27 protein-coding genes and 1 pseudogene are annotated in these 25,990 nt (G+C 65.8%); 12 read left to right on the forward strand and 16 right to left on the reverse strand.

Going from position 1 to position 25,990, the window contains the following annotated elements; all coding sequences use genetic code 11:
* Position 1 precedes the first annotated feature (1 nt).
* Genes B0E41_RS09050 through mltG form a run of 3 tightly spaced genes read right to left on the reverse strand, consistent with a single transcriptional unit; the run spans position 2 to position 2,745 of the window.
* The gene (locus tag B0E41_RS09050; RefSeq protein ID WP_077330751.1) at positions 2–1,039 is read right to left on the reverse strand and encodes a DNA polymerase III subunit delta'; all 1,038 of its coding nucleotides are present in this window, start codon (positions 1,037–1,039) and stop codon (positions 2–4) included.
* Entirely contained in the window at positions 1,036–1,728 is a 693-nt protein-coding gene (gene tmk, locus B0E41_RS09055) for a dTMP kinase (RefSeq protein ID WP_077330752.1), read from the reverse strand. The genes B0E41_RS09050 and tmk overlap by 4 nt, the downstream gene beginning before the upstream one ends.
* Before the next feature lie 6 nt (positions 1,729–1,734).
* Entirely contained in the window at positions 1,735–2,745 is a 1,011-nt protein-coding gene (gene mltG, locus B0E41_RS09060; protein WP_077330753.1) for an endolytic transglycosylase MltG, read from the reverse strand.
* 79 nt (positions 2,746–2,824) lie between these two features.
* Here mltG and B0E41_RS09065 point away from each other — a divergent pair, with 79 nt between their 5' ends.
* Positions 2,825–3,784: a folate-binding protein YgfZ gene (locus B0E41_RS09065; RefSeq protein ID WP_077330754.1), complete on the forward strand. Its 960-nt coding sequence runs from the start codon at positions 2,825–2,827 to the stop codon at positions 3,782–3,784.
* A gap of 15 nt (positions 3,785–3,799) precedes the next feature.
* The gene (locus B0E41_RS09070) at positions 3,800–4,645 is read left to right on the forward strand and encodes an NRDE family protein (protein WP_077330755.1); all 846 of its coding nucleotides are present in this window, start codon (positions 3,800–3,802) and stop codon (positions 4,643–4,645) included.
* A 6-nt stretch (positions 4,646–4,651) separates the two neighbouring features.
* On the opposite strand, the gene B0E41_RS09075 is transcribed toward B0E41_RS09070, so the two are convergent.
* Positions 4,652–5,521, reverse strand: a complete 870-nt coding sequence (locus tag B0E41_RS09075) for a YbgC/FadM family acyl-CoA thioesterase (protein WP_077330756.1) — start codon at positions 5,519–5,521, stop codon at positions 4,652–4,654.
* Positions 5,522–6,505, reverse strand: a complete 984-nt coding sequence (locus tag B0E41_RS09080) for an alpha/beta hydrolase (RefSeq protein WP_077330757.1) — start codon at positions 6,503–6,505, stop codon at positions 5,522–5,524.
* A gap of 226 nt (positions 6,506–6,731) precedes the next feature.
* Between B0E41_RS09080 and B0E41_RS09085 the strand changes: the two genes are divergently transcribed.
* Positions 6,732–7,868 carry an iron-containing alcohol dehydrogenase gene (locus tag B0E41_RS09085; protein WP_077330758.1) on the forward strand — a complete coding sequence of 379 codons (1,137 nt, stop codon included), beginning with the start codon at positions 6,732–6,734 and terminating at the stop codon, positions 7,866–7,868.
* A 53-nt stretch (positions 7,869–7,921) separates the two neighbouring features.
* Here B0E41_RS09085 and B0E41_RS09090 read toward each other — a convergent pair whose 3' ends face one another.
* From B0E41_RS09090 to B0E41_RS09100, 3 genes are all read right to left on the reverse strand, one after another.
* Positions 7,922–8,428, reverse strand: a complete 507-nt coding sequence (locus B0E41_RS09090) for a hypothetical protein (protein ID WP_077330759.1) — start codon at positions 8,426–8,428, stop codon at positions 7,922–7,924.
* Between the two features lie 159 nt (positions 8,429–8,587).
* Positions 8,588–9,565, reverse strand: coding sequence for a DUF533 domain-containing protein (locus B0E41_RS09095; protein WP_077330760.1), 978 nt, complete (start codon positions 9,563–9,565; stop codon positions 8,588–8,590).
* A gap of 93 nt (positions 9,566–9,658) precedes the next feature.
* The gene (locus B0E41_RS09100) at positions 9,659–10,114 is read right to left on the reverse strand and encodes a hypothetical protein (protein ID WP_077330761.1); all 456 of its coding nucleotides are present in this window, start codon (positions 10,112–10,114) and stop codon (positions 9,659–9,661) included.
* 158 nt (positions 10,115–10,272) lie between these two features.
* On the opposite strand from B0E41_RS09100, the gene B0E41_RS09105 reads away from it, so the two are divergent.
* The 6 genes from B0E41_RS09105 (at position 10,273) to B0E41_RS09130 (ending at position 15,514) form a co-directional block, all read left to right on the forward strand.
* Positions 10,273–10,824 carry a septation protein A gene (locus tag B0E41_RS09105; RefSeq protein ID WP_077330762.1) on the forward strand — a complete coding sequence of 184 codons (552 nt, stop codon included), beginning with the start codon at positions 10,273–10,275 and terminating at the stop codon, positions 10,822–10,824.
* On the forward strand, positions 10,824–11,102 hold the full coding sequence (locus B0E41_RS09110; RefSeq protein ID WP_253194723.1) for a BolA family protein: 279 nt from the start codon (positions 10,824–10,826) through the stop codon (positions 11,100–11,102). Before B0E41_RS09105 ends, B0E41_RS09110 begins: the two co-directional genes overlap by 1 nt.
* 77 nt (positions 11,103–11,179) lie before the next feature.
* The gene (locus B0E41_RS09115) at positions 11,180–11,959 is read left to right on the forward strand and encodes a peptidylprolyl isomerase (RefSeq protein WP_077330764.1); all 780 of its coding nucleotides are present in this window, start codon (positions 11,180–11,182) and stop codon (positions 11,957–11,959) included.
* A 166-nt stretch (positions 11,960–12,125) separates the two neighbouring features.
* The gene (locus B0E41_RS09120) at positions 12,126–13,469 is read left to right on the forward strand and encodes a glutamine synthetase family protein (RefSeq protein ID WP_077330765.1); all 1,344 of its coding nucleotides are present in this window, start codon (positions 12,126–12,128) and stop codon (positions 13,467–13,469) included.
* Positions 13,470–13,481: 12 nt separating this feature from the next.
* Entirely contained in the window at positions 13,482–14,873 is a 1,392-nt protein-coding gene (locus B0E41_RS09125; RefSeq protein ID WP_077330766.1) for an aspartate aminotransferase family protein, read from the forward strand.
* The gene (locus B0E41_RS09130) at positions 14,870–15,514 is read left to right on the forward strand and encodes a GntR family transcriptional regulator (protein ID WP_077330767.1); all 645 of its coding nucleotides are present in this window, start codon (positions 14,870–14,872) and stop codon (positions 15,512–15,514) included. The genes B0E41_RS09125 and B0E41_RS09130 overlap by 4 nt, the downstream gene beginning before the upstream one ends.
* Positions 15,515–15,520: 6 nt before the next feature.
* Here the strand turns inward: B0E41_RS09130 and B0E41_RS09135 are convergent, their stop codons facing one another.
* Positions 15,521–16,267 (reverse strand): heparan-alpha-glucosaminide N-acetyltransferase, encoded by a 747-nt coding sequence (locus B0E41_RS09135; RefSeq protein WP_077330784.1) that lies wholly within the window; start codon positions 16,265–16,267, stop codon positions 15,521–15,523.
* A gap of 18 nt (positions 16,268–16,285) precedes the next feature.
* Positions 16,286–17,044 (reverse strand): alpha/beta hydrolase, encoded by a 759-nt coding sequence (locus B0E41_RS09140; RefSeq protein WP_077330768.1) that lies wholly within the window; start codon positions 17,042–17,044, stop codon positions 16,286–16,288.
* A gap of 93 nt (positions 17,045–17,137) precedes the next feature.
* Between B0E41_RS09140 and B0E41_RS09145 the strand changes: the two genes are divergently transcribed.
* Entirely contained in the window at positions 17,138–19,183 is a 2,046-nt protein-coding gene (locus B0E41_RS09145) for a U32 family peptidase (protein ID WP_077330769.1), read from the forward strand.
* A 94-nt stretch (positions 19,184–19,277) separates the two neighbouring features.
* Here the strand turns inward: B0E41_RS09145 and B0E41_RS09150 are convergent, their stop codons facing one another.
* From B0E41_RS09150 to B0E41_RS09160, 3 genes are all read right to left on the reverse strand, one after another.
* The gene (locus B0E41_RS09150) at positions 19,278–19,568 is read right to left on the reverse strand and encodes a hypothetical protein (RefSeq protein ID WP_143433746.1); all 291 of its coding nucleotides are present in this window, start codon (positions 19,566–19,568) and stop codon (positions 19,278–19,280) included.
* A 119-nt stretch (positions 19,569–19,687) separates the two neighbouring features.
* Positions 19,688–19,978, reverse strand: coding sequence for a hypothetical protein (locus B0E41_RS09155; RefSeq protein WP_077330771.1), 291 nt, complete (start codon positions 19,976–19,978; stop codon positions 19,688–19,690).
* 194 nt (positions 19,979–20,172) lie between these two features.
* Positions 20,173–20,544, reverse strand: a complete 372-nt coding sequence (locus B0E41_RS09160) for a hypothetical protein (protein ID WP_077330785.1) — start codon at positions 20,542–20,544, stop codon at positions 20,173–20,175.
* A 130-nt stretch (positions 20,545–20,674) separates the two neighbouring features.
* On the opposite strand from B0E41_RS09160, the gene B0E41_RS09165 reads away from it, so the two are divergent.
* On the forward strand, positions 20,675–21,046 hold the full coding sequence (locus tag B0E41_RS09165) for a hypothetical protein (RefSeq protein WP_077330772.1): 372 nt from the start codon (positions 20,675–20,677) through the stop codon (positions 21,044–21,046).
* A 70-nt stretch (positions 21,047–21,116) separates the two neighbouring features.
* Complete coding sequence (locus B0E41_RS09170) at positions 21,117–22,031, forward strand: hypothetical protein (RefSeq protein WP_143433748.1); 915 nt, start codon at positions 21,117–21,119, stop codon at positions 22,029–22,031.
* A 7-nt stretch (positions 22,032–22,038) separates the two neighbouring features.
* Here B0E41_RS09170 and B0E41_RS09175 read toward each other — a convergent pair whose 3' ends face one another.
* The 3 genes and pseudogenes from B0E41_RS09175 to purL all read right to left on the reverse strand — a co-directional run.
* Complete coding sequence (locus tag B0E41_RS09175) at positions 22,039–22,572, reverse strand: hemerythrin domain-containing protein (protein WP_077330774.1); 534 nt, start codon at positions 22,570–22,572, stop codon at positions 22,039–22,041.
* Between the two features lie 81 nt (positions 22,573–22,653).
* Positions 22,654–23,619, reverse strand: a complete 966-nt coding sequence (locus B0E41_RS09180; protein WP_077330775.1) for a DUF808 domain-containing protein — start codon at positions 23,617–23,619, stop codon at positions 22,654–22,656.
* Positions 23,620–23,692: 73 nt separating this feature from the next.
* A pseudogene (gene purL, locus B0E41_RS09185) lies at positions 23,693–25,885 on the reverse strand (phosphoribosylformylglycinamidine synthase); the annotation flags it as partial.
* Positions 25,886–25,990: the final 105 nt, after the last annotated feature.

Consider the following 25,990-nt stretch of genomic DNA (forward strand, 5'->3'; position numbering starts at 1 on the left):
ATCAGGTCCGTGGTGCCCTTCGGGCGAGCGCCTGTCGCGTCGCTGCGACCCAGGCTTCTTGCATGAGCCCTGGGTTGTAAGGGTGCTCGACCGTGCGGGCGGCCTGCATCAGCGCACTCGACCAGCGCGCCAACGCCATCCAGCGAGGAGCGGGCGGCAGGCTGTCGACAGGGAAAAACCGGGGCGACGCACCAGCGGCCACCGACATCAGGTCATGACACAGTTTTTGCAGCAGCTCCAGCTGCTGCGCGGCGGTCCAGTCGGACAGCAGCGACCAGTCGCCCTTGGCCAGCGCGCGTGGCAGCTCGCTCCAGCGAGATGCCGCCAGACCGCTGCGTCCCCAGGCCAGCGCGTCGTCGGGTCGTCCGCCTGCGGCCTGCAACCAGACCCGCGCCTGTTCGGCGCCAGGTTCTTTGGCACCCTCTTTCCGTGCGCGCGCCTGCAGCCAGTCAAGCGCCTCGGCTTCGGATGGCCAGGCCATCGCATGCGTCTGACAACGGCTGCGGATGGTGGGCAACAGCTGGTGCGTGGCCTCACTGGCGAGCACGAAGCGGGTGTCGCCGGCCGGCTCTTCCAGCGTCTTGAGCAAGGCGTTGGCGGTCACGTGGTTCATGCGCTCGGCCGGGTAGACCAGCACCGCCGTGCCGCGTCCGCGTGCGCTCGTGCGCTGCGCGAAGGCCACCATGTCGCGCATGGCGTCGACGCGGATTTCCTTGCTGGGCTTGCGCTTTTTGTCGTCGATCTCTTTCTGGGCGGATTCCGAGAGCGGCCAGCCGCGTTCCAGCAGCACCGTTTCCGGCATCAGCACCACCAGATCGGGGTGCGCGCGGCTGCCCACCAAGTGGCAACTGCCGCACTCGCCGCAGGCGCCCGTCGGCGTCGGGTGCTCGCACAACCAGGCTTGCGCCAGGCCCAGGCCGAGCTCGTATTGGCCGAGGCCAGACGGACCTTGCAGCAGCCAGGCGTGGCCGCGCTGGCCCAGCAATTGCGACAGTTGCCGCTGAATCCACGGCGCGGCGATGGCGATTGTTGTGCTCATCGGGGACCGCTGTTGGCAGCGACCATGATGGACAGCCAACCGCGCCGCACGAAGATGCTGGTGAGCTGTTGCCAGACCTGATGGCGGGGCTGATCGGACTGGATGCGGGCAAACCGCCCCGGATCGGCCGCGGCGCGCGCCTCGTAGCCGGCGGCCACATGGCGGAAAAAATCCAGTGGCTGTGCTTCGAAGCGGTCTGGCGTGCGCGCATCGGCCAGGCGGGCGGCGGCGGTTTCGGGCGGCAGGTCGAACCACACGGTCAGGTCGGGCTGGCGAAGGGTGTTGGCCGGGGCTGCGGGGGTGGTCTGCACCCAGCGCTCCAGTGTCCCGAGAACGCCCAGGTCAAAACCGCGCCCACCGCCCTGGTAGGCAAAGGTCGCGTCGGTGAAACGGTCGCACAGCACCACCTCGCAGCGTGTCAGCGCCGGCTCGATCACGTTCATCAGGTGGTCGCGCCGCGCGGCGAACACCAGCAGCGACTCGGTGAGTGGGTCCATCGCATCGTTCAGCACCAGCGCGCGCAGCTTTTCGGCCAGTGGCGTGCCGCCGGGTTCGCGCGTCAGTGTGACGGTGCGGCCCTGATCCCGGAAGGCGTCAGCCAGTCCGGCAATGTGGGTGGACTTGCCGGCGCCGTCGATGCCTTCGAAACTGATGAAAAGACTTCGGGCCGGAGGGGTCGGTTGGGGCATGTTGGTTCAGCGTTGCAACTGGTATTGACGCACCGCCGCATTGTGCTCTGCCAGCGTGGAGCTGAAGACGCTGCTGCCGTCGCCGCGCGCCACGAAGTACAGCGCCGACGTGTTGGCCGGTTGCACCGCGGCCTTCAGCGACGCCCAGCCCGGCATGGCAATGGGCGTGGGCGGCAAGCCGGCGCGGGTGTAGCTGTTGTAGGGGGTGTCGGTCAGCAGGTCGTCGCGGCGCAGGTTACCGTCGAAGCGTTCACCCAGGCCGTAGATCACGGTGGGATCGGTCTGCAGCCGCATGCCGATGCGCAGCCGGTTGCTGAACACGCCGCCCACCATCGCGCGGTCGGCTTCGGTGCCGGTTTCTTTTTCGATGATGCTCGCCAGGATCAGCGCCTCGTCGGGAGCGCGCAGCGGCGAAGCGGGGTCGCGTTGTGCCCAGGCCTGGCTCAGCCGCTCTTCCATGGCCAGGGCGGCTTGGCGCAGCACGCTGGAGGCCGCGGCATGGCGAACCACGCGGTAGGTGTCGGGGAAAAAACGGCCTTCAGGATGGCGGCCGGGGAAGCCGATGCGCGCCATCACGCCGGCCGCGTCCAAGCCCTCCAGGTCTTGCGTCAGGTCGGGCGAGCGCCGCACAGCGGCCAGCAGTTCGCGAAAGTTCCAGCCTTCCAGCAGCGTGAGGCTGCGCAGCGCCTGCTCACCCTTCACGAGCTGGTTCAGCAGGCCGCGTGGTGTGGTGCCTGGCTTGATCTCATAGGTGCCGGCCTTGATGCCCCGCGCCTGCCCCGACAACCGGAACCAGGCGTACAGCACAGTGGGCGGCGTGTTCACGCCCGCCTGGGCAACCGCTTCGGCCACACCGCGGGCCGACGCACCAGGGGCGACCTGAAACTCCAGCGGCGACGCTGCACTGGTCCCGGCCGGCAAGGGCAGCGGCTGTCCCAGCCACCACCACGCGCCTGCTGCGGTCAGACCGGCCAACAACAGGGGCATCAGCAGGAGCCAGGCAAAAAAACGTTTCACAGCAAGGAGGTCGGGGACTGGGCGCGGTCAGGCGCTGAAAGGGTCGGCGCATGATAATCGACCGCACTGTTTCACCCCCATGGCACACGATGCCCCGCGCATGACCACCAGCCCCACCGGACTTCCCCTCGCCGCAGCCCTGAACGGCGTCGCACCATTGCTCCACCTGGGCGTGATCCGCGCACAAGGTGAAGAAGCGGCCAAGTTCCTCCACGGTCAGCTGACCAACGATTTTTCGCTGCTCGGCCTCTCGGAAGCGCGCCTGGCCGGGTTCTGCTCGGCCAAAGGGCGCCTGCTGGCCAGCTTCATCGGTTTCAAGTTGGCGCACGACGACATTCTTCTGGTGTGCAGCGCCGACCTGCTGCCGGCCACGCTCAAGCGCCTGTCCATGTTCCTGCTGCGCGCCAAGGCCAAGCTCAGCGACGCCAGCGCCGGGTTTCAGCTCTGGGGTCTGGCGGGCGATGCCGTGCCGGCGGCGTTGCCCGCCGCGCCGTGGAGCAAGCTCGATGCAGACGGCGGGCAAATGGTGCGTCTGTATCCGGGAGCGGGTGTGGACCGCGCGATGTGGGTGGCGCCAGTGGACGCGCCCGCTCCGGGCGGCGAGCGGCTGGCTGATGCTCAGTGGCGCTGGCTGGAGGTGATGAGCGGTGTGGCCACGCTGTCGCAGCCAGTGGTCGAGGCCTTCGTGCCGCAGATGCTCAACCTCGAATCGGTCGGCGGCGTGAACTTCAAGAAGGGTTGTTATCCCGGCCAGGAAGTGGTCGCACGCAGCCAGTTTCGCGGCACGCTCAAACGGCGCGCCTACGTGGTTCAGGGCGACGCGGCCATGACGACGGGGCAGGAGATCTTCCACGTCAACGATCCTTCGCAGCCTTGCGGCACGGTGGTCGAGGCCGCACCCCACCCCGAAGCCGGCTGGAGCGCCATCGTCTCCATGCAGACCAGCGCGGCCGGCGGCGGCCGCTTGCACCTCGCCGCTGCCGACGGCCCGGGCCTGAGCTTGCTGCCCCTGCCCTACCCGCTGCTCGCGGACATTTGAAACACCGGGGCCGGCATGTGCCTGATCGCCTTCGCCATCGACGCCGACCCAGCTTGCCCGCTGCTGATCGCCGCCAACCGAGACGAGTTCTTCGACCGCCCCACCGAGCCGTTGCACCGCTGGGCCTTGCCTGACGGCAGCTTCGTGCTGGCCGGGCGCGACCTGCGAGATGGCGGCACCTGGCTGGGGGTGGGTGAAAGCGGCCGCGTGGCCATGCTCACCAACGTGCGAAACGCCCACCCAGGTCCGGGCCGGCGCAGCCGGGGCGAGTTGCCGGCGCGATGGCTCCAGACCCACGTCGACGCAGAAAAATTCATCGCCGGCATCGACCCCGCCGCGCACGGCGGGTTCAACCTGATCGTGGGTGACTTCCACGCGGGCTTCTGGGCCTGGATCACCAACCGCGATCCCGCGCGACCCCACGAGGACGGCTCCGAAAAGCTGCACAGCCAGCGACTAGCACCCGGCATTTACGGGGTGTCGAACGCGGCGCTGGACACACCCTGGCCGAAGACCCAGCGGTTGAAGTCGGCGGTCGGCGAAGCGCTGGGCGCACCGTCGATGCAGGATCAGCACCGGGTGCTGAGAGAGGCTCTGGCCGACCGCATCACCGTTGCCGCTCAAGCCTTGCCGCAGACCGGCGTTCCGACGGACATTGAGCAAGCGCTGTCGAGCCCGTTCGTCGACATGCTCGGGCGCGGCTATGGCACCCGCAGCAGCCTGATCGCGCGCGTGACGCACCCCGGCGATGCCGGCGGGCCATGGCAAGTGCGGCTGGACGAATGGACACACCGGGCGGGTGGCGTCGGTCCGCACCGCTGGTCAGGTGATGAGCGCCGGACCCACCGCCTGCACTGGTAGCGCCGCTCACACCAGGGGCCAGAACATCTCCTGGTGTTCGATGCCCGCCTCGACAAATGCATCGCCCCGTTTCAGGTATCCCAGCCGCTCGTAAAAGCCCACGGCGCTGCGCTGGGCGTGCAGCATGACCTCGCGGTCACCGCGCGCGCGTGCCGCATCGGTGAGCGCGACCAATACCAGGCGCCCCAGAGATCCCCCTCGCAGCACCCGGTGAACCGCCATGCGGCCGATCCGGCCAACGCCGGGCTGCTCAGCCACCATGCGCCCCGTGGCCACCGGTGTGCCCAGGCGGTTGTAGGCCACGGCGTGCAGCGCGGTGGCGTCGGCCGCGTCGCTGACCAGTTCCTTGGGGATGCGTTGCTCTTCAACGAACACGTCGGTGCGCAGCACCTGGGCGTCGGCGCCCAGCGTGGCCCAGTCGCCGATGGTCACGGTGGTCATCGCCTCGCCCGCTTCATAGCCCAACAGGATGTGGCGCAGCGCCTCGGGCACCGGACGCGAGGTCTGTGTGGCCGGGTCGGCGAACACGTAGATGAGCTCCCCGGTGATCAGGTGCTCGTCGCCTCGGAAGATGGCGCCGGTGAAGGTGATGGACGAGCTGCCGATGCGGCTGCACTTCATGGCAACCTCGATCTGATCGTCCAGCTGCGCGGAGGCATGAAATTCGACCGTGGCCTTGACCACGTAAAGATCGCCGTTGAGCTGGCGCATCGATGCTTCATAGGGCAGCGCCAGGGCTCGCCAGTAGTCGCTGATGGCCGTATCGAAGTACATCAGGTAGTGGGCGTTGAAGACAATTTTCTGCATGTCCACTTCGGCCCAGCGCACGCGCAGGCGGTGGAAGAAGCGGAAGTCTGATCGTTTCAGGGTGGTCATTCAGCGGGCTCCAAAGGCGTGTCTGAGGGCACGGGCGGCGTCGTTGTGGGCGGTCAATGCCGGCGGGATGGCGCGGCCGAACTGAATGAAGCCATGCACCATGCCCGCATAGATTTCGATGTCCACCGGCACCCCCGCCATGCGCAGGCGGTCGGCGTACATCACGCCTTCGTCCGTCAGCGGGTCGCACTCGGCCAGACCGATCCAGGCCGGGGCCACGCCGTCCAGCTCACGCACCTGACCGTGCGCATCGACACCGTCCAGTGGGGCGAAGCGCCAGTCATTCCGGTCTTCCGGGCCGCGCAGGTACTGGTTGAAGAAGTAGGTGATGTGCGGCTCTTCCAGCAGAAAACCTTCGGCGAAGGTCTTGTGGCTGGGGGTGTTCTGGTGGCCGGCGGTGCCGGGGTAGAACAACACTTGCAGGGCCAGCGGCCAGCCCGCATCGCGCGCGGCGATGGCGGTTGCCGCGGCGAGTGTGCCGCCGGCGCTGTCACCGCCGACCGCGAGGTGGGCACCGTCGAGCCGCAGCGCGCTGGCGTGGTCGCGCAGCCAGGCGAGGCTGTCCCAGGCGTCATCGGCGGCGGTCGGGAATTTCGATGCCGGGGCAAGCCGGTAGTCCACCGACACCACAGCGCAGTGCGCCAGATGGGCCACGTGGCGACACAGGGGCTCGTGCGTGGCCACGCTGCCCACCGTGAAGCCGCCGCCGTGAAAGTACAGCAGCACGGGCAGAGGGTGTTCGGACGCCGGAGCAAACAGCCGGGCAGGCAAGGCGAAGCCGTCTCGCGCGGGGATGCTCAGGTCTTCGACCCGGGCCAGCTTGTGCGACGGAATGTCCAGCACCCCCGCACCGGCGGCGTAGGCGGCCTTGGCCTGATCGGGCGACAGGGCGTGCATGGGCGGGTGCCCGGCGCGGGCGATGCGGTCGAGCACGCCGCGCATGGCGGGCGACAACAGGGCTCTGGGGTTGCGGTGGTGCGACATGGGTCGGCATTGTGGCTGTCTTTTGTGCGACCGGCTGCCGTGTGGGTGACGTTGGTCGGAGCGCCCCACACCCGTATATTCGCCACAGTGCTGCGCTGGGCAACACCACCCCCTCGAACACACAGGCGCCACCCAGCGCACACCGTGGAACCGGCTTTGCCGGGCCACTGGTGTGGTCCCCCTGTGGGGGAAGACGCGAAGCGGCGCAGGGGGAGAGCGGAACCTTATGGCCCAAATCCTCTATGTGACGAACATCCTGATCGATTTCGGCGCGCTCTCGCAGCTGCAGGCCGAGTGCGAACGGGTGGGCATCCGGCGCCCTCTGATCGTGACCGACGCGGGCGTCAAAGCGGTGGGCCTGCTCGACAAAGCGCTCGCCGCCCTGCCCGGCCTGAAGCCGGCGGTGTTTGACCAGACGCCGTCAAACCCGAACGAAGCGGCCGTGCGAGCCGCGGTGGCGGTGTACCGAGCCGAAGGCTGCGACGGCCTGATCGCGCTCGGCGGCGGCAGCTCCATCGACTGCGCCAAGGGCGTGGCCATCGCGGCGGTGCACGAAGGCCCGCTCAAGACCTACGCCACCATTGAAGGCGGCTCGCCGAAGATCACCGACCGCGTGCCACCGCTGATTGCCGTCCCGACGACCGCTGGCACCGGCAGCGAGGTGGCGCGCGGCGCCATCGTGATCGTGGACGACGGCCGCAAGCTGGGCTTTCACAGCTGGCACCTGGTGCCCAAGACTGCCCTCCTCGACCCGGAGCTCACGCTGGGCCTGCCATCCATGCTGACCGCCGCCACCGGCATGGACGCCATCGCCCATTGCATGGAAACCTTCATGGCACCGGCCTTCAACCCGCCGGCCGACGGCATCGGGCTTGATGGTTTGCAGCGCGGCTGGGCGCACATCGAACGCGCAACGAACGATGGCAGCGATCGAGAGGCGCGGTTGAACATGATGAGCGCATCCATGCAGGGCGCGATGGCGTTCCAGAAAGGCCTGGGCTGCGTGCACAGCCTGAGCCACAGCCTGGGCGGCGTGAACCCGCGCCTGCACCACGGCACGCTCAACGCCATGTTCCTGCCGGCCGTGATCGCGTTCAACGCCGAGGCCGAGTCGATAAAGAAAGACCGCCGGCTGGACCGCATGGCCCACGCCATGGGCCTGGCCAGCGGCAGCGACATCGGCGAAGCGATCAAGGACATGAACGCCCGCCTGGGCCTGCCCAGCGGCCTGGCCGCCATGGGTGTCACGCCCGATCTGTTCGGCAAGGTGATCGAAGGCGCGCTGGCCGACCACTGCCACAAGACCAACCCGCGCCTTGCGAGCCCGGACGACTACCGGACCATGCTCGAAGCCGCAATGTAAAAAAGGGCCGGAGCGTGAGCCCCGGCCCTTTCTTGGTCCTCAAAGGCAAATCCTTACTGGATGCGCTTGAGCGTGTAGCGGCTGTCGTAGAAGGCGTTGGCGTAGCCTTCGGCATCTTCGGGGCCGTCCACGTCACCCAGTTGCAGGGTGTTGCCGTTGACGTACATGACCAGCTTGCCGTTCTTCTGGGTCGAGGTGCCGGAGAACTTGTCGACTGTCACGCCGCCCAAGGTCTTGGTGCCCGCGTGCGTCATCGACAGGCCCGTCAGGACCTTCTCATCCTTGACGCTGGGTCCCGAGCATGAGGTGCCGACGTAGGCATAGGCGATCACGTCGCCGGTGAAGCTAGTGGCCGAAGTTTTGGTGAAATCGGCGCGGGCTTTGGCGGAAGCGCCGCTGTCTTCGTAGCAGTCGGATTCCCAGGAACCGATGTACTTGGCCACCACATCGCCGGTCGTGTCGCCGGGCAACGGGTCTTCGTCACCTCCACCACAGGCAGCGGTGAAGACGGCAGCGGCCAGGCACATGGCGATCAGCTTGAAACGGGGATGCATCGTCATCGGTAAGGTCCTCAAAAAACGGGGGTTCAAAAGTGCTTGCGTGGTCGCTCCGCGCAAGGGCTTGTTCATACTGCCACGGCATTCTGCCCGAGAACCCGAACACGCGAACTGTTACCCCGGCAACGCCCGGTTGCAGCGCGCTGAAACGGGCCGCTTGGCTCACCGACCCCCGCGAACCATGCTGAGCACCTTGCCCATGTCCAACGTGCGTGAGAGCTCTTGCATCTGCGGCAGGTACTGGGCCTGCATCTGCTTGGCCGGTACCAGCAGCTTCTGAAAGCTCTCCTGCAGCAGTGCAGTGCTCATCACCCGGCCTTCGGCGTAGTAGCGCTTGGCCACATGGCCCAGCGCGTAGGTGGTGGCGAAGGAAAACGCGACGCCGGTGGCCGCGCTGCCGATCCCGCCGATGGTGCGCCCGGCGATCTTGCCCAACAGGCCGCCCAGCAGCTTGCGCCCGAACTGTTCGACGTACTGCGAGGTCAGACCCACCCCCACAGCGGCGATGAATTCTTTGATGTGGCCTTGGTCGAGTTCGATGCCGTGCGCTCTGCCGATGTTGTAGACCATGCGCACCTGCAGCGGGATGATGGCCATGGAGGCCCACGACTGAGGCAGGAGCTCCAGCGCGCCGTTGAGTTTCGCCCCACTCAGGATGAGGGCGTCCAGCTCGTCGTCCTGCATCGAGGGGACTTTCGAGAGTGGCGTGGCCATGGAGGCCGCCACCACCGCGGGCAGCGAGGCGGGTGCGGCCGCCTCGGCGGCGTCGACCACCGCGTCCGCCTCGCGCTCAAACGCGGCTGTCTGGGCCGCATCGGGTTTCAGTCGGGCCTTCAAGTCAGCCAGAAAGGCCGTCTCGGCCGGGCTCTGACGCCCGTCGGCGTCGCACACGCACACCGCCATTTCATAGGCGAGTTGGCGGTGGCTGGGGTCGGTCAGTGCGCCGACCGCGTCGGCCAACGTCACGCGCTTGAGCAGCACGTCCTGGTACAGCCCGGCCAGGCCCGCGCCAGCGCTGTCGTGCCCCAGGGTTTCGGAGAGTTGGCGAATCGCCTCGCGTTCGGTATCGGCCTTGTCGCCGTCGGCGAACGCGGCCAGCAGCGCGATGGTGAGAATGGCTTTCTGTGCCTGGATGTCCATGGTGGTGATGCCCTTGTTGTGCGAATGAACCGCACTGTAGAGCCCACCGGGTCACCCAAGTTCCTGCACTGACCGCTCCGGACCGCCAGGAGATCAGCTCCGCGCGACGTCGATGGCGTCCTGGGTGGAGCGCAGGACGCCTCGCACCAGCGGGAACATGTCACCGATCGCATCCAGCAGGCTGCCCACGGTCAGGCTGCACACGCCCAGCAGGTGGGTCTGGGCGAAGCTCGCGGTGCCGTCCGGTGCCGCAGCGGGCGACAGGCTCTGGCTGATCGCGGCAGACAGCCCGTCGAGTTCCAGAATCTTGAGCCGGGCCGGCGTCGAGGTGGAAGTCATGCCCATGCGGGACCAGTAGGCCAGACCGACCTGCTCCACCAGCACGGTCTCCATCGATGCCGACATCACCTCGCTCACCCAGGGCACCAGCGGTGCGAGGTGCGACTTGTGGGTTTCGTCGGAGAGCACACGGTCAACCAGCGCGTGGGTTTGTTGCATGAATGCAGAAAGGGACACTTTGAAGCTCTCGAACTGGTCGTCGTCGGTCATGGCTCACACCTTGATACAGATGAAGGAAGAAGGCCATCGTGCCCACACCTGGTGGGCCCGGCGGCGCGGGGACTGCCTCTGTATCGGCAGAAAGCCCGGGAACCTTGATCTCCCCCACGGGTTCTGATGCCTTGCCCACTCCGCCGATAATCCACCCCATGCGCTTTCTGATCGACTTTTTCCCCATCGCCCTCTTCGTCGCGGCCTACAAGCTCGGTGACATCTACACCGCCACCGGCGTGCTGATGGGGGCCACGCTGCTCCAGACCGGCCTCATCTACGCCATCGACCGCAAGCTGCAGACCCTGCAGAAGGTCACGCTGGTGCTGATAATCGTGTTCGGCACGCTGACGCTGGCGCTGCACGACGAGCGCTTCATCAAGTGGAAGCCCACGGTGCTGTACGCGAGCATGGCCATCGTGCTCGCCGCTGCGCTCTGGGTCTGGAAAAAGAACTTTCTGCAGATCCTGCTGGGCAGCCAGCTCTCATTGCCCGAGGCCGTCTGGGCACGCCTGACAGCGATCTGGGTCGCCTACTTCCTGTTCATGGCCGCCATCAACGCCTACGTCGCGGCCTACTACTCCACCGAAGACTGGGTGAATTTCAAGCTCTGGGGTTACGCGTTCCCGGTGGTCTTCATCGTCGGGCAGGGCCTGTACATCTCGAAATACCTGAAAAACGACGGCGAAGCCGGCACCGGATCTTCATGATGCCCTCCAACCTCTTCGCCCCCACCGCCGGTGGCCTGCAGGCGGCGCTCGATGCCGCCCTCACCCCCACCCAGCTCGAAGTGCTCGACGAAAGCGCTGCCCACGCGGGACACGCCGGGGCCAACGGCCTGGGTTACGGCACTCATTTCAGGGTGCGCATTGCCTCCCCGGCGTTTGCCGGCAAGAGCCGCGTGGCGCAGCACCGCCTTGTGTATGATGCGCTGCAAAATTTCACCGATGCCGGGCTGCACGCGCTGGCCATCGAAATCATCACCTGAACCCCATCGCAGACGCTGCTGTGCCATCCGCGCACCCATTGAAGCGTTCAACCCTTTTTCATACCCCGAGGAACACCATGAAATTCTCCCTGTCGGCTCTCACCGCGGCCGCCCTGATCGCCACCGCACCCTGGGCTGTGGCCCAGAACGTGGCCATCGTGAACGGCAAGGCCGTGCCCACCGCCCGTGTCGCGGCACTTGAGCAGCAGATCGTTGCCTCCGGACGCCAGGTCGACGACGCCACCCGCGCGCAGATCAAGGAAGAAGTGGTGCTGCGTGAGGTCTTCATGCAGGAAGCACAGAAGCGCGGCATCGCGGCCACCGCCGACTTCAAGACCCAGATGGAGCTGGCCCGCCAGACCATCATGATCCGCGCCCTGTTCGCCGATTACCAGAAGAAGAACCCCGTCACCGACGCCGAAATCAAGGCGGAATACGACAAGTTCACCGCGGCCAACGGCGGCAAGGAATACCGCGCGCGCCACATCCTGGTGGAGAAGGAAGAAGACGCCAAGGCCATCATCGCGGCCATCAAGGGCGGCGCCAAGTTCGAAGACCAGGCCAAGGCCAAGTCCAAGGACCCGGGCTCCGGTGCCAACGGTGGTGACCTGGACTGGGCCAACGCCGCCAGCTATGTGACCGAGTTCTCCGAAGCCATGATCAAGCTGGAAAAAGGCCAGATGACGCCCGAGCCGGTCAAGAGCCAGTTTGGTTTCCACATCATCCGCGTGGACGATGTGCGCCAGGCCAAACTGCCGGCCTTCGAAGAGTTGAAGCCGCAGATCGCCCAGCAGATGCAGCAGCAGAAGCTGGCCGAGTACCAGAAGACACTGCGCGAGAAGGCCAAGGTGCAGTAAGCCGAACCGGCCCGCCCTCCCAAAAAACGCGACTTCGGTCGCGTTTTTTTGTGCCTTCAGCGGCCTGAAGCGCTCAGGTGAGGCTGGCTATATTTGATCAAATATTTGAAGAAATTTGGTTTTAGAAGATAATTCGGCCACTTTTTGATCAAATACAAGGGCTGACATGCCATCCAACGCCGACCTACAAGCCTTCATGGCCGAACACCGCATCCACGAAGTGGAGTGCGTCATCCCCGACATGACGGGCATCGCCCGGGGCAAGATCCTGCCCAAGGACCTGTTCCTCAACTCGGGCCACATGCGCCTGCCCAAGAGCGTGCTGCTCAACACGGTGAACGGCCAGCAGCCCGACAACGCCGCGTTCGTGGGCGACACCGACCCCGACATGGTCTGCGTGCCCGACCTGGCCACCGCGCGCATGGTTCCCTGGGCCGCCGAGCAGGTGGCGGTGATCATCCACGACTGCGAGGAGTTCGACGGCTCGCCGGTGGCGCTCGCGCCCCGCAGCGTGCTGAGGCGCGTGCTTGCCCTGTACGAGGTGCAGGGCTGGCAGCCGGTGGTGGCGCCCGAGATGGAGTTCTATCTGGTGGCGCGTCACCAGAACCCGCACGAACCGCTGCAGCCACCGCTGGGCCGCACCGGCAAGCCCGAGGCCGGGCGCCAGTCGTATTCCATCGACGCGGTGAACGACTTCGACCCGTTTTTCCTGGAGCTGTCGCGCTTCTGCGAGGTGCACCGCCTGGGTGTGGAAACGCTGATCCACGAGGCCGGCGCCGGCCAGATGGAGATCAACTTCACCCACGGCGATGCCATGGACCTGGCCGACCGCGTGTTCCTGTTCAAGCGCACGGTGCGTGAAACCGCGCTGCGCCACGGCATCTTCGCCACCTTCATGGCCAAGCCCATGGAGACCGAGCCGGGCAGCGCCATGCACATTCACCAGAGCATCCTCGACGCGACGACCGGTCAGAACATCTTCAGCGACGAAGCTGGCGCGGCCACGCCCGCCTTCCGCCACTACATCGCCGGCCTGCAGCGCTATGTGCCGCAGATCATGCCGATGCTCGCGCCCTACGTGAACTCGTACCGCCGGCTCTCGCGCTTCATGTCGGCGCCGATCAACGTGCAATGGGGTTACGACAACCGCACCTGCGGCATCCGCGTGCCCGAGTCCGACCCCGCCAACCGCCGGCTGGAAAACCGCGTGCCGGGCGTGGACGTGAACCCCTACCTGGCCATGGCCGCGACGCTGGGCGCGGGTTACCTCGGCATGGTGGAAGAACGCCAGCCCACCGAGCCCATGAAAACCAGCGCCTGGGACATGGACTTCGAGCTGCCCAGCCACATGGAAGACTCGATCCGCCGCATGCGCGAATGCGAGCCGGTGCGCGACGTGTTCGGCGGCGCCTTCATCGACGCCTTCCTGGCCGTGAAAGAACTGGAGTACGCCACCTACAACCGCGTGATCAGCTCCTGGGAGCGCGAACACCTGCTGTTGCTGGTTTGAAGGAGACGCCCCATGGACACTTCGATCCCCCCACAGCGCGCCAGCCGCAACGGCATTGACTGGCCGCGCGCCCTCGCCTTCCTCGCCCGCGAACGTCAGACCTTCATCGAGCGCAACCCGGCCTCGGCCGCTCTCGCCGCGCAGGCCAGCGAACACCTGCTGTTCGGCGTGCCGCTGCACTGGATGAGCGACTGGGGCACGCCGTTTGCACTGCACGTTTGCCAGGCCAGCGGCGCGCAGGTCACCAGCGTGGACAGCCACAGGCTGGTCGATTTCTGCCTGGGCGACACCGGCGCCATGTTCGGCCACTCGCCCGCGCCCGTGGCGGCCGCGCTGGTCAGGCAGGCAACGCGCGGCTTCACGACCATGCTCGCCACGGCCGACGCCGCCGCGGTCGGCGCGCTGCTCGCCGAGCGCTTCGGCCTGCCCCTGTGGCAGTTCGCCATGAGCGCGACCGACGCCAACCGCTACATCGTGCGCTGGATCCGTGCCGCCACCGGGCGCCAGAAGATCCTCGTGTTCAACGGCTGTTACCACGGCACCATCGAAGACGTGTTCGTCGATCTGGTCAACGGCCAGCCGGTGCAGCGCGGCAGCCTGCTGGGTCAGGTGCACGACCTGACCGAACACACCGTGGTGGTCGAGTTCAACGACCTCGTCGCGCTCGAAGCCGCCCTGAAACAAGGCGACGTGGCCTGCGTGCTGGCCGAACCTGTGATGACCAACATCGGCATGGTGCTGCCCGAACCAGGGTTCTGGGAAGCGGCCCAGGCACTCATCCGGCAACACGGCACCCTGCTCGTGATGGACGAAACCCACACCATCAGCACCGGCCCCGGCGGCTACGCCCGCGCCCACGGCATTCAACCCGACGCGCTCGTGTTCGGCAAGCCGGTGGGCGGCGGCGTGCCCTGCGCGGTCTACGGCATGAGCGCCGATCTCGCCGCGCGCGCTGTGAAAGCCAAGCAGGACGCACCACCCGGCCACAGCGGCATCGGCACCACGCTCACCGGCAACATGTTGGCCATGTCGGCCATGCGCGCCGCGCTGGGCGAGGTCATGACGCCCGCCGCCTACGACCACATGCTGGCGCTGGCCGAGCGGCTGGCCAACGGCTTGCGCACGGTCATCGCGAGCCACGGCCTGCCCTGGTGCGTGACCCAGGTCGGGGCGCGCACCGAGTTCCAGTTCTGCTCCACCCCGCCGCGCAACGGCAGCGAGGCCGACGGCGTGCTCGACGGCGAGCTGGAGCACCTGATTCACCTCGGCCTGCTCAACCGCGGCGTGATGATCACGCCCTTTCACAACATGATGCTGGTCTGCCCGCAGACCACAACAGACGATGTCGCGCAACTGATCGGTGCGCTGGACGAGGTGCTGACCCAGATCACCCCCAAGGCATGAAGACCCCCGCGCCGACCCAGCAGGACGAGACCTATGCGCGCCTGCGCCAGTGGGTCACGGTGGGCCAGTTCCTGCCCGGCGAGCGGCTGAAGATCCACGCCATCGCGCAGCAGCTGGGCGTGGGTGTGATGCCGGTGCGCGCCGCGTTGCAGCGGCTGGCGGCCGAGGGCGCATTGGTCAACGTGCCGCACGCCGGCATGACCGTGCCGAAGCTCTCGCTGGCCGAGTTCGATGACGTGCTGCAGACCCGGCTGCTGCTCGAAGGCGAGGCCGCCGAGCGCGGCGCGCACCGGCTGGACGCCGCCGGTGTGGCCGAGCTGCTGGCGCTGGAGCAGCGCATGCGCGACGCGCTCAGGGTCAATGACGCCAAGGGCTACCTCGACGCCAACGAGCTGTTCCACCTGCGCCTCTACCAGGCGGCGGCCTCGCCGACCCTGCTCTCGCTGATCGAGACCGTCTGGCTCAAGGTCGGGCCGCTGTCCAACAAGCTGTTCGAGGTGCAGGCCTCGCTGCGCGTGATCAACGAGGCGCACGGCGACGCGGTCATGGCGCTGCGCCTGAAGGACAGCGCGGGCGTGCGGCGCGCAATTGAAAAGGATTTGTTCGTGGCCGGGCAGTTTCTCCGGCCTTTCTGCGCCTGAACCCGCTCAGCTCCGCCACCAGACGAACGCCAACAGCAGGCCAATCATCACAGGCTGGTGCGCCAGGTAATAGGAGAGGCTCCAGCGCCCGAGGGTCACCAACCCTTTCTTCAATCCGGTCGAAGGCGGATCGCCCGCGCCCAGCCAGTCCGGCCGGTTCGCCAGTGCCCAGCGCCCCGCTGCCACACCCCACCACATCACGCCCAGCCAGGGCAGCACCGGCGCGTAGTCCTCGGTGATGGGCAGGTGGCTGATGAAGCCCAGTGCGTTGAAGCCCGGCTGGTTCAGGAAAGCCAGCAAGGGCAGCTCGCCGATCACCAGCGGCGCGACCCACTTCATCGAGATCGCCAGCGCCCCCAGCGGCCAGAGCCAGCCGCCCCAGCCCGCCGTCAGTCGCACCAGGATCAGCATGGCCGCGATGCCGTGCAGGATGCCGAAATAAATGAAGGTGTCCGGGAACATCAGCCACGAGCCGAAGCTCACCAGCAGCGCACCGCCCGACACCTGCGCCCAACGTTTCCAGAAACGCGCCCAGCCCTGCCCCTGCTGGAACGCCACCGCCTGCGACAGCCCGGCGGTGAACAGGAACAGGCTCACGATGGCCGACCGCTGCCAGGTCCAGAACGGGTCGTGGTGAAAGTCCTGCGTGATGAGCCCGAAGTGGTTGAGGTCGAAGCAGAAGTGGAACGCGGTCATCCACAACATCGCCGCTGCGCGCAGCAGGTCGATGCGGTCGAGGCGATGTGCCGACACCTGGGGCACCACCAAGCCTCAATCCCGACTGGACTGGTGATGGACGGCGAGCAGCAGCTGCGCCAGATCCTTCGGTGCGCTCACCATCGGGTCGTGCCCGGTCGCCAGCTCGTGCACCTTCCAGCCCGGTTCGCTGCGAACCCGCTTGCGCGCAGCGTCGATGGTCGGCAACGCCGGGTTGGTGCAGTCGATGAAGCTGTGCGGCACGGCCCACACCAATGCAGGGTCGAAGTTCAGCGCTTCCTGGTACAGGCGAAACGGCTGCGGCGTCTGGCGGCGGTTGACCCAGTCGCGGTCGGCGCCTTGGAGGCCAAACACGCTCGCGTCCGGTGGAGGAAAACTCAGGCCGCCACTCGCTTGGCCCTCGGCCACGCGCTTGGCCACGGTTTCGGGCGAATGGGGCGAGCTCCAGCTGCTGCCCGGCGTCGGGATGCCCGCGTCCAGGTAGACCAGGTGTCGCAGCAATCCCGGGTGTGAGCGCTGCAGGCGGTCGGCCACACAGGTGATCAGGTTGCCGGCGTAGCTGTGGCCGACCAGCACCACGCGCTGCAGCTCTTCGGCTTCGATCAGGCCGACCACGTCCTGAATGTGGGTCTCGATGCCGACGCTGGGGCTGAGCAGGTGCGCGCGCTCGCCCACGCCGGTGAGCGTGACGGCATGGGTGTCCACGCCCGCGCCGCGCAGCAGCGGCAGCACGCGCTTCCAGCACCAGGCGCCGTGCCAGGAACCATGGACCAGCACGATGGCCGTGCTCGAAAGATCAAGGGGTGCAGACATGCGGGTTCTCCGGGAGAATATCGGGCTGTTTTCAGCGGGTGGTTTCACTCACTGCTCCGCCCGATTCTGCACTGCCCTTTTTGTCGAGTCACCATGCTGCCCCACCAACTCGAACTGCTTGCCCCCGCCCGCGACGCCACCATCGGCATCGAGGCCGTGAACCACGGGGCCGACGCGGTCTACATCGGCGGACCGTCGTTCGGCGCCCGCACCAGCGCCGACAACAGCGTGCAGGAGATCGCCCGCCTCGCGGCCCACGCGCACCGCTTCAACAGCCGCATCTTCGTGACGATGAACACCATCCTGCGCGACGACGAGCTGGAGCCGGCGCGCCAGCTGGCCTGGCAGCTGTACGACGCTGGCGTGGACGCGTTGATCGTGCAGGACATGGGCCTGCTGGAGATCGACCTGCCGCCGATCCAGCTGCACGCCAGCACGCAGACCGACATCCGAACGCCCGAAAAGGCCCGCTTCCTGCAAGACGCTGGGCTGAGCCAGATCGTGCTGGCGCGCGAGCTGACGCTTCAGCAGATCGCCGCCATCGACGCCGCACTCGGCCCGAAGGACTCACCCGGCCGCGCCATCCTCGAATTCTTCGTGCACGGCGCGCTCTGCGTGGCCTACAGCGGCCAGTGCTTCATCAGCCACGCCCACACCGGCCGCAGCGCCAACCGGGGCGACTGCTCTCAGGCCTGCCGCCTGCCCTATGAGGTGAAAGACAACCAGGGCCGCATCGTCGCGCACGACAAGCACGTGCTCTCGATGAAAGACAACAACCAGAGCAACAACCTGCGCGAGATCATCGACGCCGGCGTGCGCAGCTTCAAGATCGAAGGCCGCTACAAGGACATGGCCTACGTCAAGAACATCACCGCGCACTACCGCGTGCTGCTGGACGAAATCCTGGAAGAACGGCCCGAGCTCGCCCGCGCCAGCAGCGGCGAATGCAGCTTCCACTTCCAGCCCGACCCCGACCAGAACTTCAACCGCGAGTTCACCGACTACTTCGTGCAGGGCCGCAAAGACGACATCGGCGCTTTCGACACACCCAAGAACCCGGGCCGCCCCATCGGTTTCGTCACCCAGGTCGGCCCCAACTTCGTGGAGCTGGAGACCGACGACCCCGACATCGTCATCCACAACGGCGACGGCCTGTGTTACCTGGACCTGCAGAAGGAGCTCGTGGGCCTGCAGATCAACCGGGCCGAATCACTCCCTCTCCCGCGTGCGGGAGAGAGGAAGAATTCACTCCCTCTCCCTCTGGGAGAGGGTTGGGGTGTGGGCTCCCCCAAGCGCTGGCGCGTGTTCCCCAAGGACCCCATGGCCGACTTCAAAGACCTGCGCAAGGGCGTGCAGGTCAACCGCAACCGCGACATGGACTGGGTTCGTGGGCTGGAAAAGAAATCGGCCGAACGACGTATCGGCGCATGGCTCGCGCTGAATGAGACGGCCGACGGCCTGCAACTGACCGTCACCGACGAAGACGGCCACAGTGGCAGCGCCACCCTGCCCTGCGCACTGGACAACGCCAAAGACCCGAGCCAGGCCGAAGCCAAGCTGCGCGAGAACCTCTCACGCCTGGGCGACACGATCTTTCAGCCGCTGGACGTGACGCTGCACCTGAACGGCCCGCGCTTCGTGCCCGCCTCCCAGCTCAACGCCCTGCGACGCGACGCCTTGGCCCAGCTCGAAGCCGCCCGCACCGCCGCCTGGCACCGCCTGCCGCGCGCCGCACCCGTCGAACCTCCGACGAACTACCCCGAAGACACCCTCACCTACCTCGCCAACGTCTTCAACCACAAAGCGCGCAACTTCTACGCCAGACACGGCGTGAACGTGATTGCCGCAGCGTACGAGAGCCACGAAGAAGAAGGCGAAGTCAGCCTGATGATCACCAAGCACTGTGTGCGTTTCAGCCTCAGCCTCTGCCCCAAGCAGGCCAAAGGCGTGACGGGCGTGCAAGGCACGGTGAAGGCCGAGCCCATGCAGCTGATCAACGGCAAAGAGAAGCTCACCCTGCGCTTCGACTGCAAGCCCTGCGAAATGCACGTGGTGGGCAAGATCAAGCGCAGCGTGATGAACGCGGTGCCGGCGAGCCCGGTGCGGTTTTACCGGACGCGGCCGGTGCCTGGGGTCTGACGTATGGCCAAAAAACGGCGCTGCGCGGTTTTATCGTGTTGCGTCCAGCGACCGACTTGGACGGGTTTGAGCGCCATGTCAGGGCCATAGGCGGTCAGAGGTCGATTCCTTCTTTTTTCCTGAGCAATGCGGTAACGACTGCCGCAGAAACCAGAAAAATCAACCCAACACCCAAACCGGGAAGCACGAACCCTTGCAGCAAACCAAGATCTCTCAATGCAGCAAACGTGTTGCCCCACCACTTTGGGTTGCTGTCAACCCTGCCGAGCATGGACAGGGAGAAGAGAATGATCACCACTCCGATCCCAATGAACCAGGTGCGAACCAGCCGAAGTCGCTCGATCTGCACCAATCGTTTTAAGTTTGAGGTCGGTGAATTGGTCATTGCGGTTTGAGCGCTATCGTTGGCGATGATTGGACGAAAAAGGTGCACTCACCGCCAAAAGAACGAGAGTGTGCTGGGCGTCGTTGGCGGTCCCATCGATCAACAGGTTCTGAAGCTCGCTACTCATAGATCTTTCCCAGGTACAGGAACGTGGCGAACTTCCTCCAAGGGGATGCGTCACTCAGATTCTGAGACTCGCCAAAGCCGGTGTCTTCCGCCCAAGAACATGCCGATTCAAGAAAAGACTCAATCGTCACGTTTTCCCAACCACCCTGGGTTGGGCCATATGGACTGGAGGGCGACGCCTTTTCAGCAGTGGCGTCAATTTCGCGATCCTCTCGCAGCGCCTCCACGAACGCTAAAAACGACTGCTCGTCCGTGACCGATTCAAGAAGATCATGGAGTTTCATTGCTTGGCTAGGATCGTATAAGGCAATGTATCCCGCAGATACCCTGCGGTACAAAAACCGTGCTTGCAGGAAAGTTTGGAGAGGAAATACTGGTGATTTCTATTTTAAAACATACTTCTACAAGCGATATTTAAAGTAACTTGTTCAACAAAAATCCAGACAAATACCGCAGCCCAGCGGGCTTGACCATCTTCTCACGCCTCCTCCCGCGCCTCCACCACCAACTGCCGGACCCGCACCCCCTTGACCGCCACCACCGCCCGAACGCGCAAGCCCTGCTCCGCTTCCAGCCGCACCCGCTGGTGGTATTCCAGCCCATCGGTCTGACCCGGGTTGTGGGCGGGGATGCGGCGCGACCACTGGCGCTTTCCATCGAACTCCACTGTCAGCTCCAGCCAGGCGCCCTCGGCATTGGGCGGGACGTCCACCAGCAGGCTGGCGTCCACGTCGAACACGCGGGCGTGGCCATTGAGGCCGGGGATGTTCAGCACACCGACGCTGTCGCTGCTTTTGACACACCAGTGTTCTGGCGGAAGGTGGGGTGGATGGTTTTGTCCGGGTTTCATGTCGCTCGGACTGTAGTCCAAGCATGATCAGGCGCCCTCAAATGAACCATTTGTAAACACCTGCAGCCGCTCAAAAACCGGTGTTCTGCCTGCCTATACTGTGCTTTCTTATTACTTCAGGGAGTCTTTGATGCATTTGACCGGTCGTTCCATTGCGCTTGCCTTTTCCGCTGGCGGGCTCCTGGTCGCTCTGACCGCATGTGCTGCCACAGGGGGGCAGACGGTCAATCAACCAGGCGAGTTCACGGGCAAGATCGTCGGCCCACTCGAATTCGGCCAGCCGGGTGAAGGTGCTGGCCTGAAGGCCTATGGCCTGGAGCTCGCAGCGCCCCTGAAGCTCGACGACAAGGCCGAGTGCGGCGAGCAGACCACCTCGGTGCTTGCGGTTGAAAGCGCTTCAGTGGCCGTGCATGTTGGCAAGACGGTTGTGCTGCGCGCCACACCGTATTGCCGCGTCAGCCGCTCGGGCAAGTACCACCTCAAGGACGTCTCCGTCCGCTGACGCTGGCCACCCCCGGTTTCATGGCGGGTGGCGCGCCTTGATCGCCACATTCTTTCAGGGAGCGAACAACATGGGTGACCCCCACAAAATCACCGGCTTGATCAGGACAGAAGGCAAGACCCGCGTCTATCAGATGGACGACGGGTCGGTGGAGACGCGCGAAGGCGGCACCGTCTCCTGGCGCAACAACAACCCCGGCAACCTCAAATTCGAGTACGCCAACAGCGCCGACAAGACCGTTCACACGGCGCGGACCAAAGAGGCCGCCTTGACCGCAGCCCAAGGGCGGTACGAAGGTGTCGTGGCACTGGACCAGTGGGGCAACGCGGTGTTCGAAACGGAAGCCGCTGGCCGGGCCGCCAAGGCGCAACTGCTGCGCAACGGCCACGGCGACAAGACCATTCCCGAGATGCTCAAAGGCTATGCGGTGGACGACTACACCGGCAAGGCCAACACCGACGCCTACGCCCAATCGGTCTACGCCGTTGGCGACAGCCAGGGGGTTGATCTGCGTGGCAAAAAGATCAAGGACCTCAGCGAGAGGGAGTTTGGGGCGCTGCTGGACGGCATGAAGAAGGTCGAGGGCTTTCAGGAAGGCACCGTGTCGCGCACCCAGCCACGCGCCGACGCCGGACCCGAGGCATTGAACTCCGAGCAGCAGAAGGTTCACCAGATGGCCGCGGAGGCGCTGAGTCGCCAGCTGGGCACCACCCATTCACCGGAACAGATCGATACCCTCGCCCGTTCGGCCGCAGCGGTCGCGACCGAGAACGCGGGGCGTGGCGATGTGCAGGGCGTGTTCTTGAGCAAAGACCAGCAGACCATTGCGCTGAAGCAGGCGTTCGGTATCAGCGAAATCGGCGTGCCGGAGGCGCTGAACCGTTCGTTCACCGATTCAACCCTGAAGGTCGCTTCCAGAGAGGGGCTTCAGCCCAACCTGCAAGAACAGCCGCAAGCGCCCCAGACGGCAGCCCTCTCGCGGTAGGCTCCGATCAAACGTACGCGTTCACCGCCTTGGCGTGCCGCATGTGCAACGACAGGCCCAGTGCAGCCATGTGGTTGCTGTTGCGCCCGAGGATCACCTCGGCCAGGGGCAGGAACTCTGCCTCTTCGTAGGCGGCGTGGCCGGTGTACTCGGTGACGAGGCGCTGCAGCTCGCTCACATCGAGGTCGGTGCTGTGGCCTTTGGCCACAGGCTTGAGGCCTTTTTCAAGCCGCTTCCACAGCGCTTCGACCATGCGGTGTTCTTCGGTGAGGCGCTTGACCATGCCTTTGACGCGCTCCATTTCTTCGCCGGGTTTCGCGCTGGCGATGACGGCCGGGAACAGCTCGCGCTCTTCTTCGAGGTGGTGTTCGAAGATGGCTTCGCGGAAGAATTCCAGCGACTCTTCGGCGATCTGGCGGGCGCGGGCAGCGGGCGCCAGCAGTGCGGGAAGCTCATCCAGCGCGCTCAGGCGCTTGAGGATGCCGGCGTGGCAGTCAGAAAAGTTGTTGAGCGGTGCGGTGGTGTCGACGGGGGTGTTCATGGTGGCTCCTCGATGTGTGCCGCCAGTCTGAAACACCCCGGCCCATCGGGCCTTGACTCAGGTCAAGGGCGAGGTATTGACTCAGTGTGCTGATTTGCCACGCATCTTGTTGAACGCGTTGAACAGCAACACGCACAACGCGCCCGCGATCAGTCCGGCAACGCCACCCGCCAGGTTGTTGACGATGCCGGCCATCCAGCCCAGACCTTCAGCGAAATGTTCGACCGCGTGGCCGAGCGCGGGCACGCCGTGCAGCAGGATGCCGCCGCCCACCAGGAACATGGCGGCGGTGCCGACGACCGAGAGGGTTTTCATGAGCAAGGGGGCGAAGGCCAGGATGCCGCGGCCGATGGCCTGTTGGGCGGCTGAGGCTTTGCGGGTCAGGTAGAGGCCAAGGTCGTCGAGTTTGACGATGCCACCGACCAGCCCGTAGACGCCCACGGTCATGATGATCGAGATGCCCACGAGCACGGCGACCTGGCGCGCGAAGCTGGCGTCGGCGACGGTGCCGAGCGTGATGACGATGATTTCGGCCGAGAGGATGAAGTCGGTGCGGATGGCGCCTTTGACCTTGTCCTTTTCAAACGCCACGAGGTCGACCTTTTGATCGCTCACCGCCTTGAGCAACTCGGCGTGGTGAGCGTCGTCTTCGCTCTTCTTGTGGAAGAAGGCGTGCAGCAGTTTTTCGGCCCCTTCGAAGCAGAGAAACAGGCCGCCGAGCATGAGCAGCGGCGTGATGGCCCAGGGCGCGACGGCGCTGATGAGCAGTGCGGCCGGCACGAGGATGGCTTTGTTGAGCAGCGAGCCCTTGGCCACGGCCCAGACCACAGGCAGTTCGCGATCGGCATTGACGCCGGTGACCTGCTGCGCATTGAGCGCGAGATCATCGCCCAGCACGCCAGCCGTCTTTTTGGCGGCCAGTTGCGTCATGGCGGCCACATCGTCGGCGGCCGACATGCCCTGACGGGCGGCCACCTTGGTCATGACGGCGACGTCGTCAAGCAAGGTGGCGATGTCGTCGAGAAGTGCGAGAAGGCTGGAGGCCATGGGGTGTGGTCTGTGAAGTGAAGGAAATAGCGTGTCGGGATAGAAAGGCTTCAGTCCCGCGGACTGATCCGGTTCAACCGACGAATTTCCTGGCGTTGCGCCAGATCCGCATCCATGGGCTGTGTGCGTTGATGTCGCCACTGGTCCAGCTCATCTGGATGTTGCGGAACACGCGCTCGGGGTGCGGCATCATGGCCGTGAAGCGGCCGTCGGCCGTGGTCACCGCTGTCAGGCCGCCCGGGCTGCCGTTGGGGTTGAAAGGATACTGTTCGGTGGCGGTGCCCGCGTTGTCCACGAATCGCATGGCGGCAATGGCCTGGGCCGGGTTGCCTCGGTGCATGAAGTTGGCGAAGCCCTCACCGTGTGCCACGGCGATCGGCAGGCGGCTGCCGGCCATGCCTTGCAGGAACAGGCTGGGCGATGCCAGCACCTCGACCATGGAGAGACGGGCTTCGAAACGCTCGCTCTGGTTGGTGGTGAAGCGTGGCCAGGCCTCGGCGCCGGGGATGATGTCGGCAAGCTCGGCAAACATCTGGCAGCCGTTGCACACACCCAGGCCAAAGGTGTCGGCGCGGCCGAAGAACCCCTGGAACTGTTCAGACAGCACGGGGTTGAAGGTGACGCTGCGTGCCCAGCCGATGCCAGCGCCCAGCGTGTCGCCGTAGCTGAACCCCCCGCAGGCGACCACGCCCTTGAAGTCGGCCAGCTTGGCTCGGCCGGTTTGCAGGTCGGTCATGTGCACGTCGTAGGCCTCGAAGCCGGCCTGCGTGAAGGCGTAAGCCATTTCCACGTGCGAGTTCACGCCCTGCTCGCGCAGGATGGCAACCTTGGGTTTGTGAAGCAGCAAGGCCGGTGCGGCATGCGCTTCTTTCGGATCGAAGGTCAGGTGCACGTGCATACCCGGGTCGGCGGGCAGGCCAGCAGCAGCGTGTTCGGCGTCGGCGCAAGCCGGGTTGTCGCGCTGCTGATTGATCTTCCAGCTCACACTGTCCCAGACCTGGTGCAAATCGAACAGGCTGGCGCTGAACACGGCCTTGGTGTCGCGCCAGACCTGCAGCTGGCCCTTGCCCACGTCGATGGGGGACGAGAGCGGGCGGGTCTTGCCGACGAAGTGGCTGTGTTTGGACAGGCCGTGCTCGCGCAGCGTATGCATCACCGCGTTGCGCTCGGCGGTCTTGACCTGCAGCAGCACGCCCAGCTCTTCGCTGAACAGGGCCTTGAGCGTGAGTTCCTCGCGACGGGCACTGACCTGGCTGGCCCAGTTCTTGGCGTCGCCCGTGTCCATGCGGCTGTCGGTGATGCCATCGCCTTCGGTGACCAGCATGTCCACGTTGAGCGACACACCCACGTGGCCGGCGAAGGCCATCTCGGCCGCAGCGGCCAGCAGACCGCCGTCGGAACGGTCGTGGTAGGCCAGGACCTGGCCTTGGGCTCGCAGCGCGTTGACGGCGTTGACCAGGTTGATCAGGTCCTGCGGGTCGTCGAGGTCGGGCACTTGATTGCCTGGCTGGCCCAGGGTCAGGCCCAACACGCTGCCGCCCAGGCGGTTCTGGCCCTTGCCGAGGTCGATCAGCACCAGCGTGGTGTCGTCGGTGGTGGTGTCCAGCTGCGGCGTGAACGTGCCGCGCACATCGGCCAGCGTGGCGAAGGCGGTGACGATCAGGCTCACCGGCGAGGTGACTTTCTTCTTTTCACCGTCAGCGGTCCACTGCGTGCGCATGGACAGGCTGTCCTTGCCCACGGGCACCGAGACGTCCAGCGCCGGGCAGAGCTCCATGCCGATGGCCTTGACGGTGGCGTACAGGTCGGCGTCTTCACCGGGTTCGCCGCAGGCGGCCATCCAGTTGGCAGACAGCTTGACACGCGACAGTTCAATGGGCGCAGCGAGCAGGTTTGTGATGGCCTCGGCCACGGCCATGCGGCCCGACGCGGCGGCGCTGATGGACGCCAGCGGCGTGCGCTCGCCCATGCTCATTGCCTCGCCTTTGAACCCGGCGTAGTCGGCCAGGGTCACGGCGCAGTCGGCCACCGGCACCTGCCAGGGGCCGACCATCTGGTCGCGGTGACTGAGGCCGCCCACGGTGCGGTCGCCGATGGTGACCAGGAACCGTTTGGAGGCCACGGTCGGGTGGCTGAGCACGTCGATCACGGCCTTTTCCAGCGACACGCTGGTCAGGTCCATGGGCTGGAAGCTGCGCTGGACCGTCTTGACATCGCGGTGCATCTTGGGCGGCTTGCCCAGGAGAACGTCCATGGGCATATTGACCGCGTGTTGGCTCCCTCCCCCGCTGGCGGAGGGTTGGGGTGGGGGCACCGCGCGCGAGCCCCCATCCCCGCCTTCCCCCAGCGGGGGAAGGGGCAAGTCCACAGC

It is taken from the genome of Hydrogenophaga sp. A37 (assembly GCF_002001205.1).
Taxonomy (GTDB): Bacteria; Pseudomonadota; Gammaproteobacteria; order Burkholderiales; family Burkholderiaceae_C; genus Hydrogenophaga.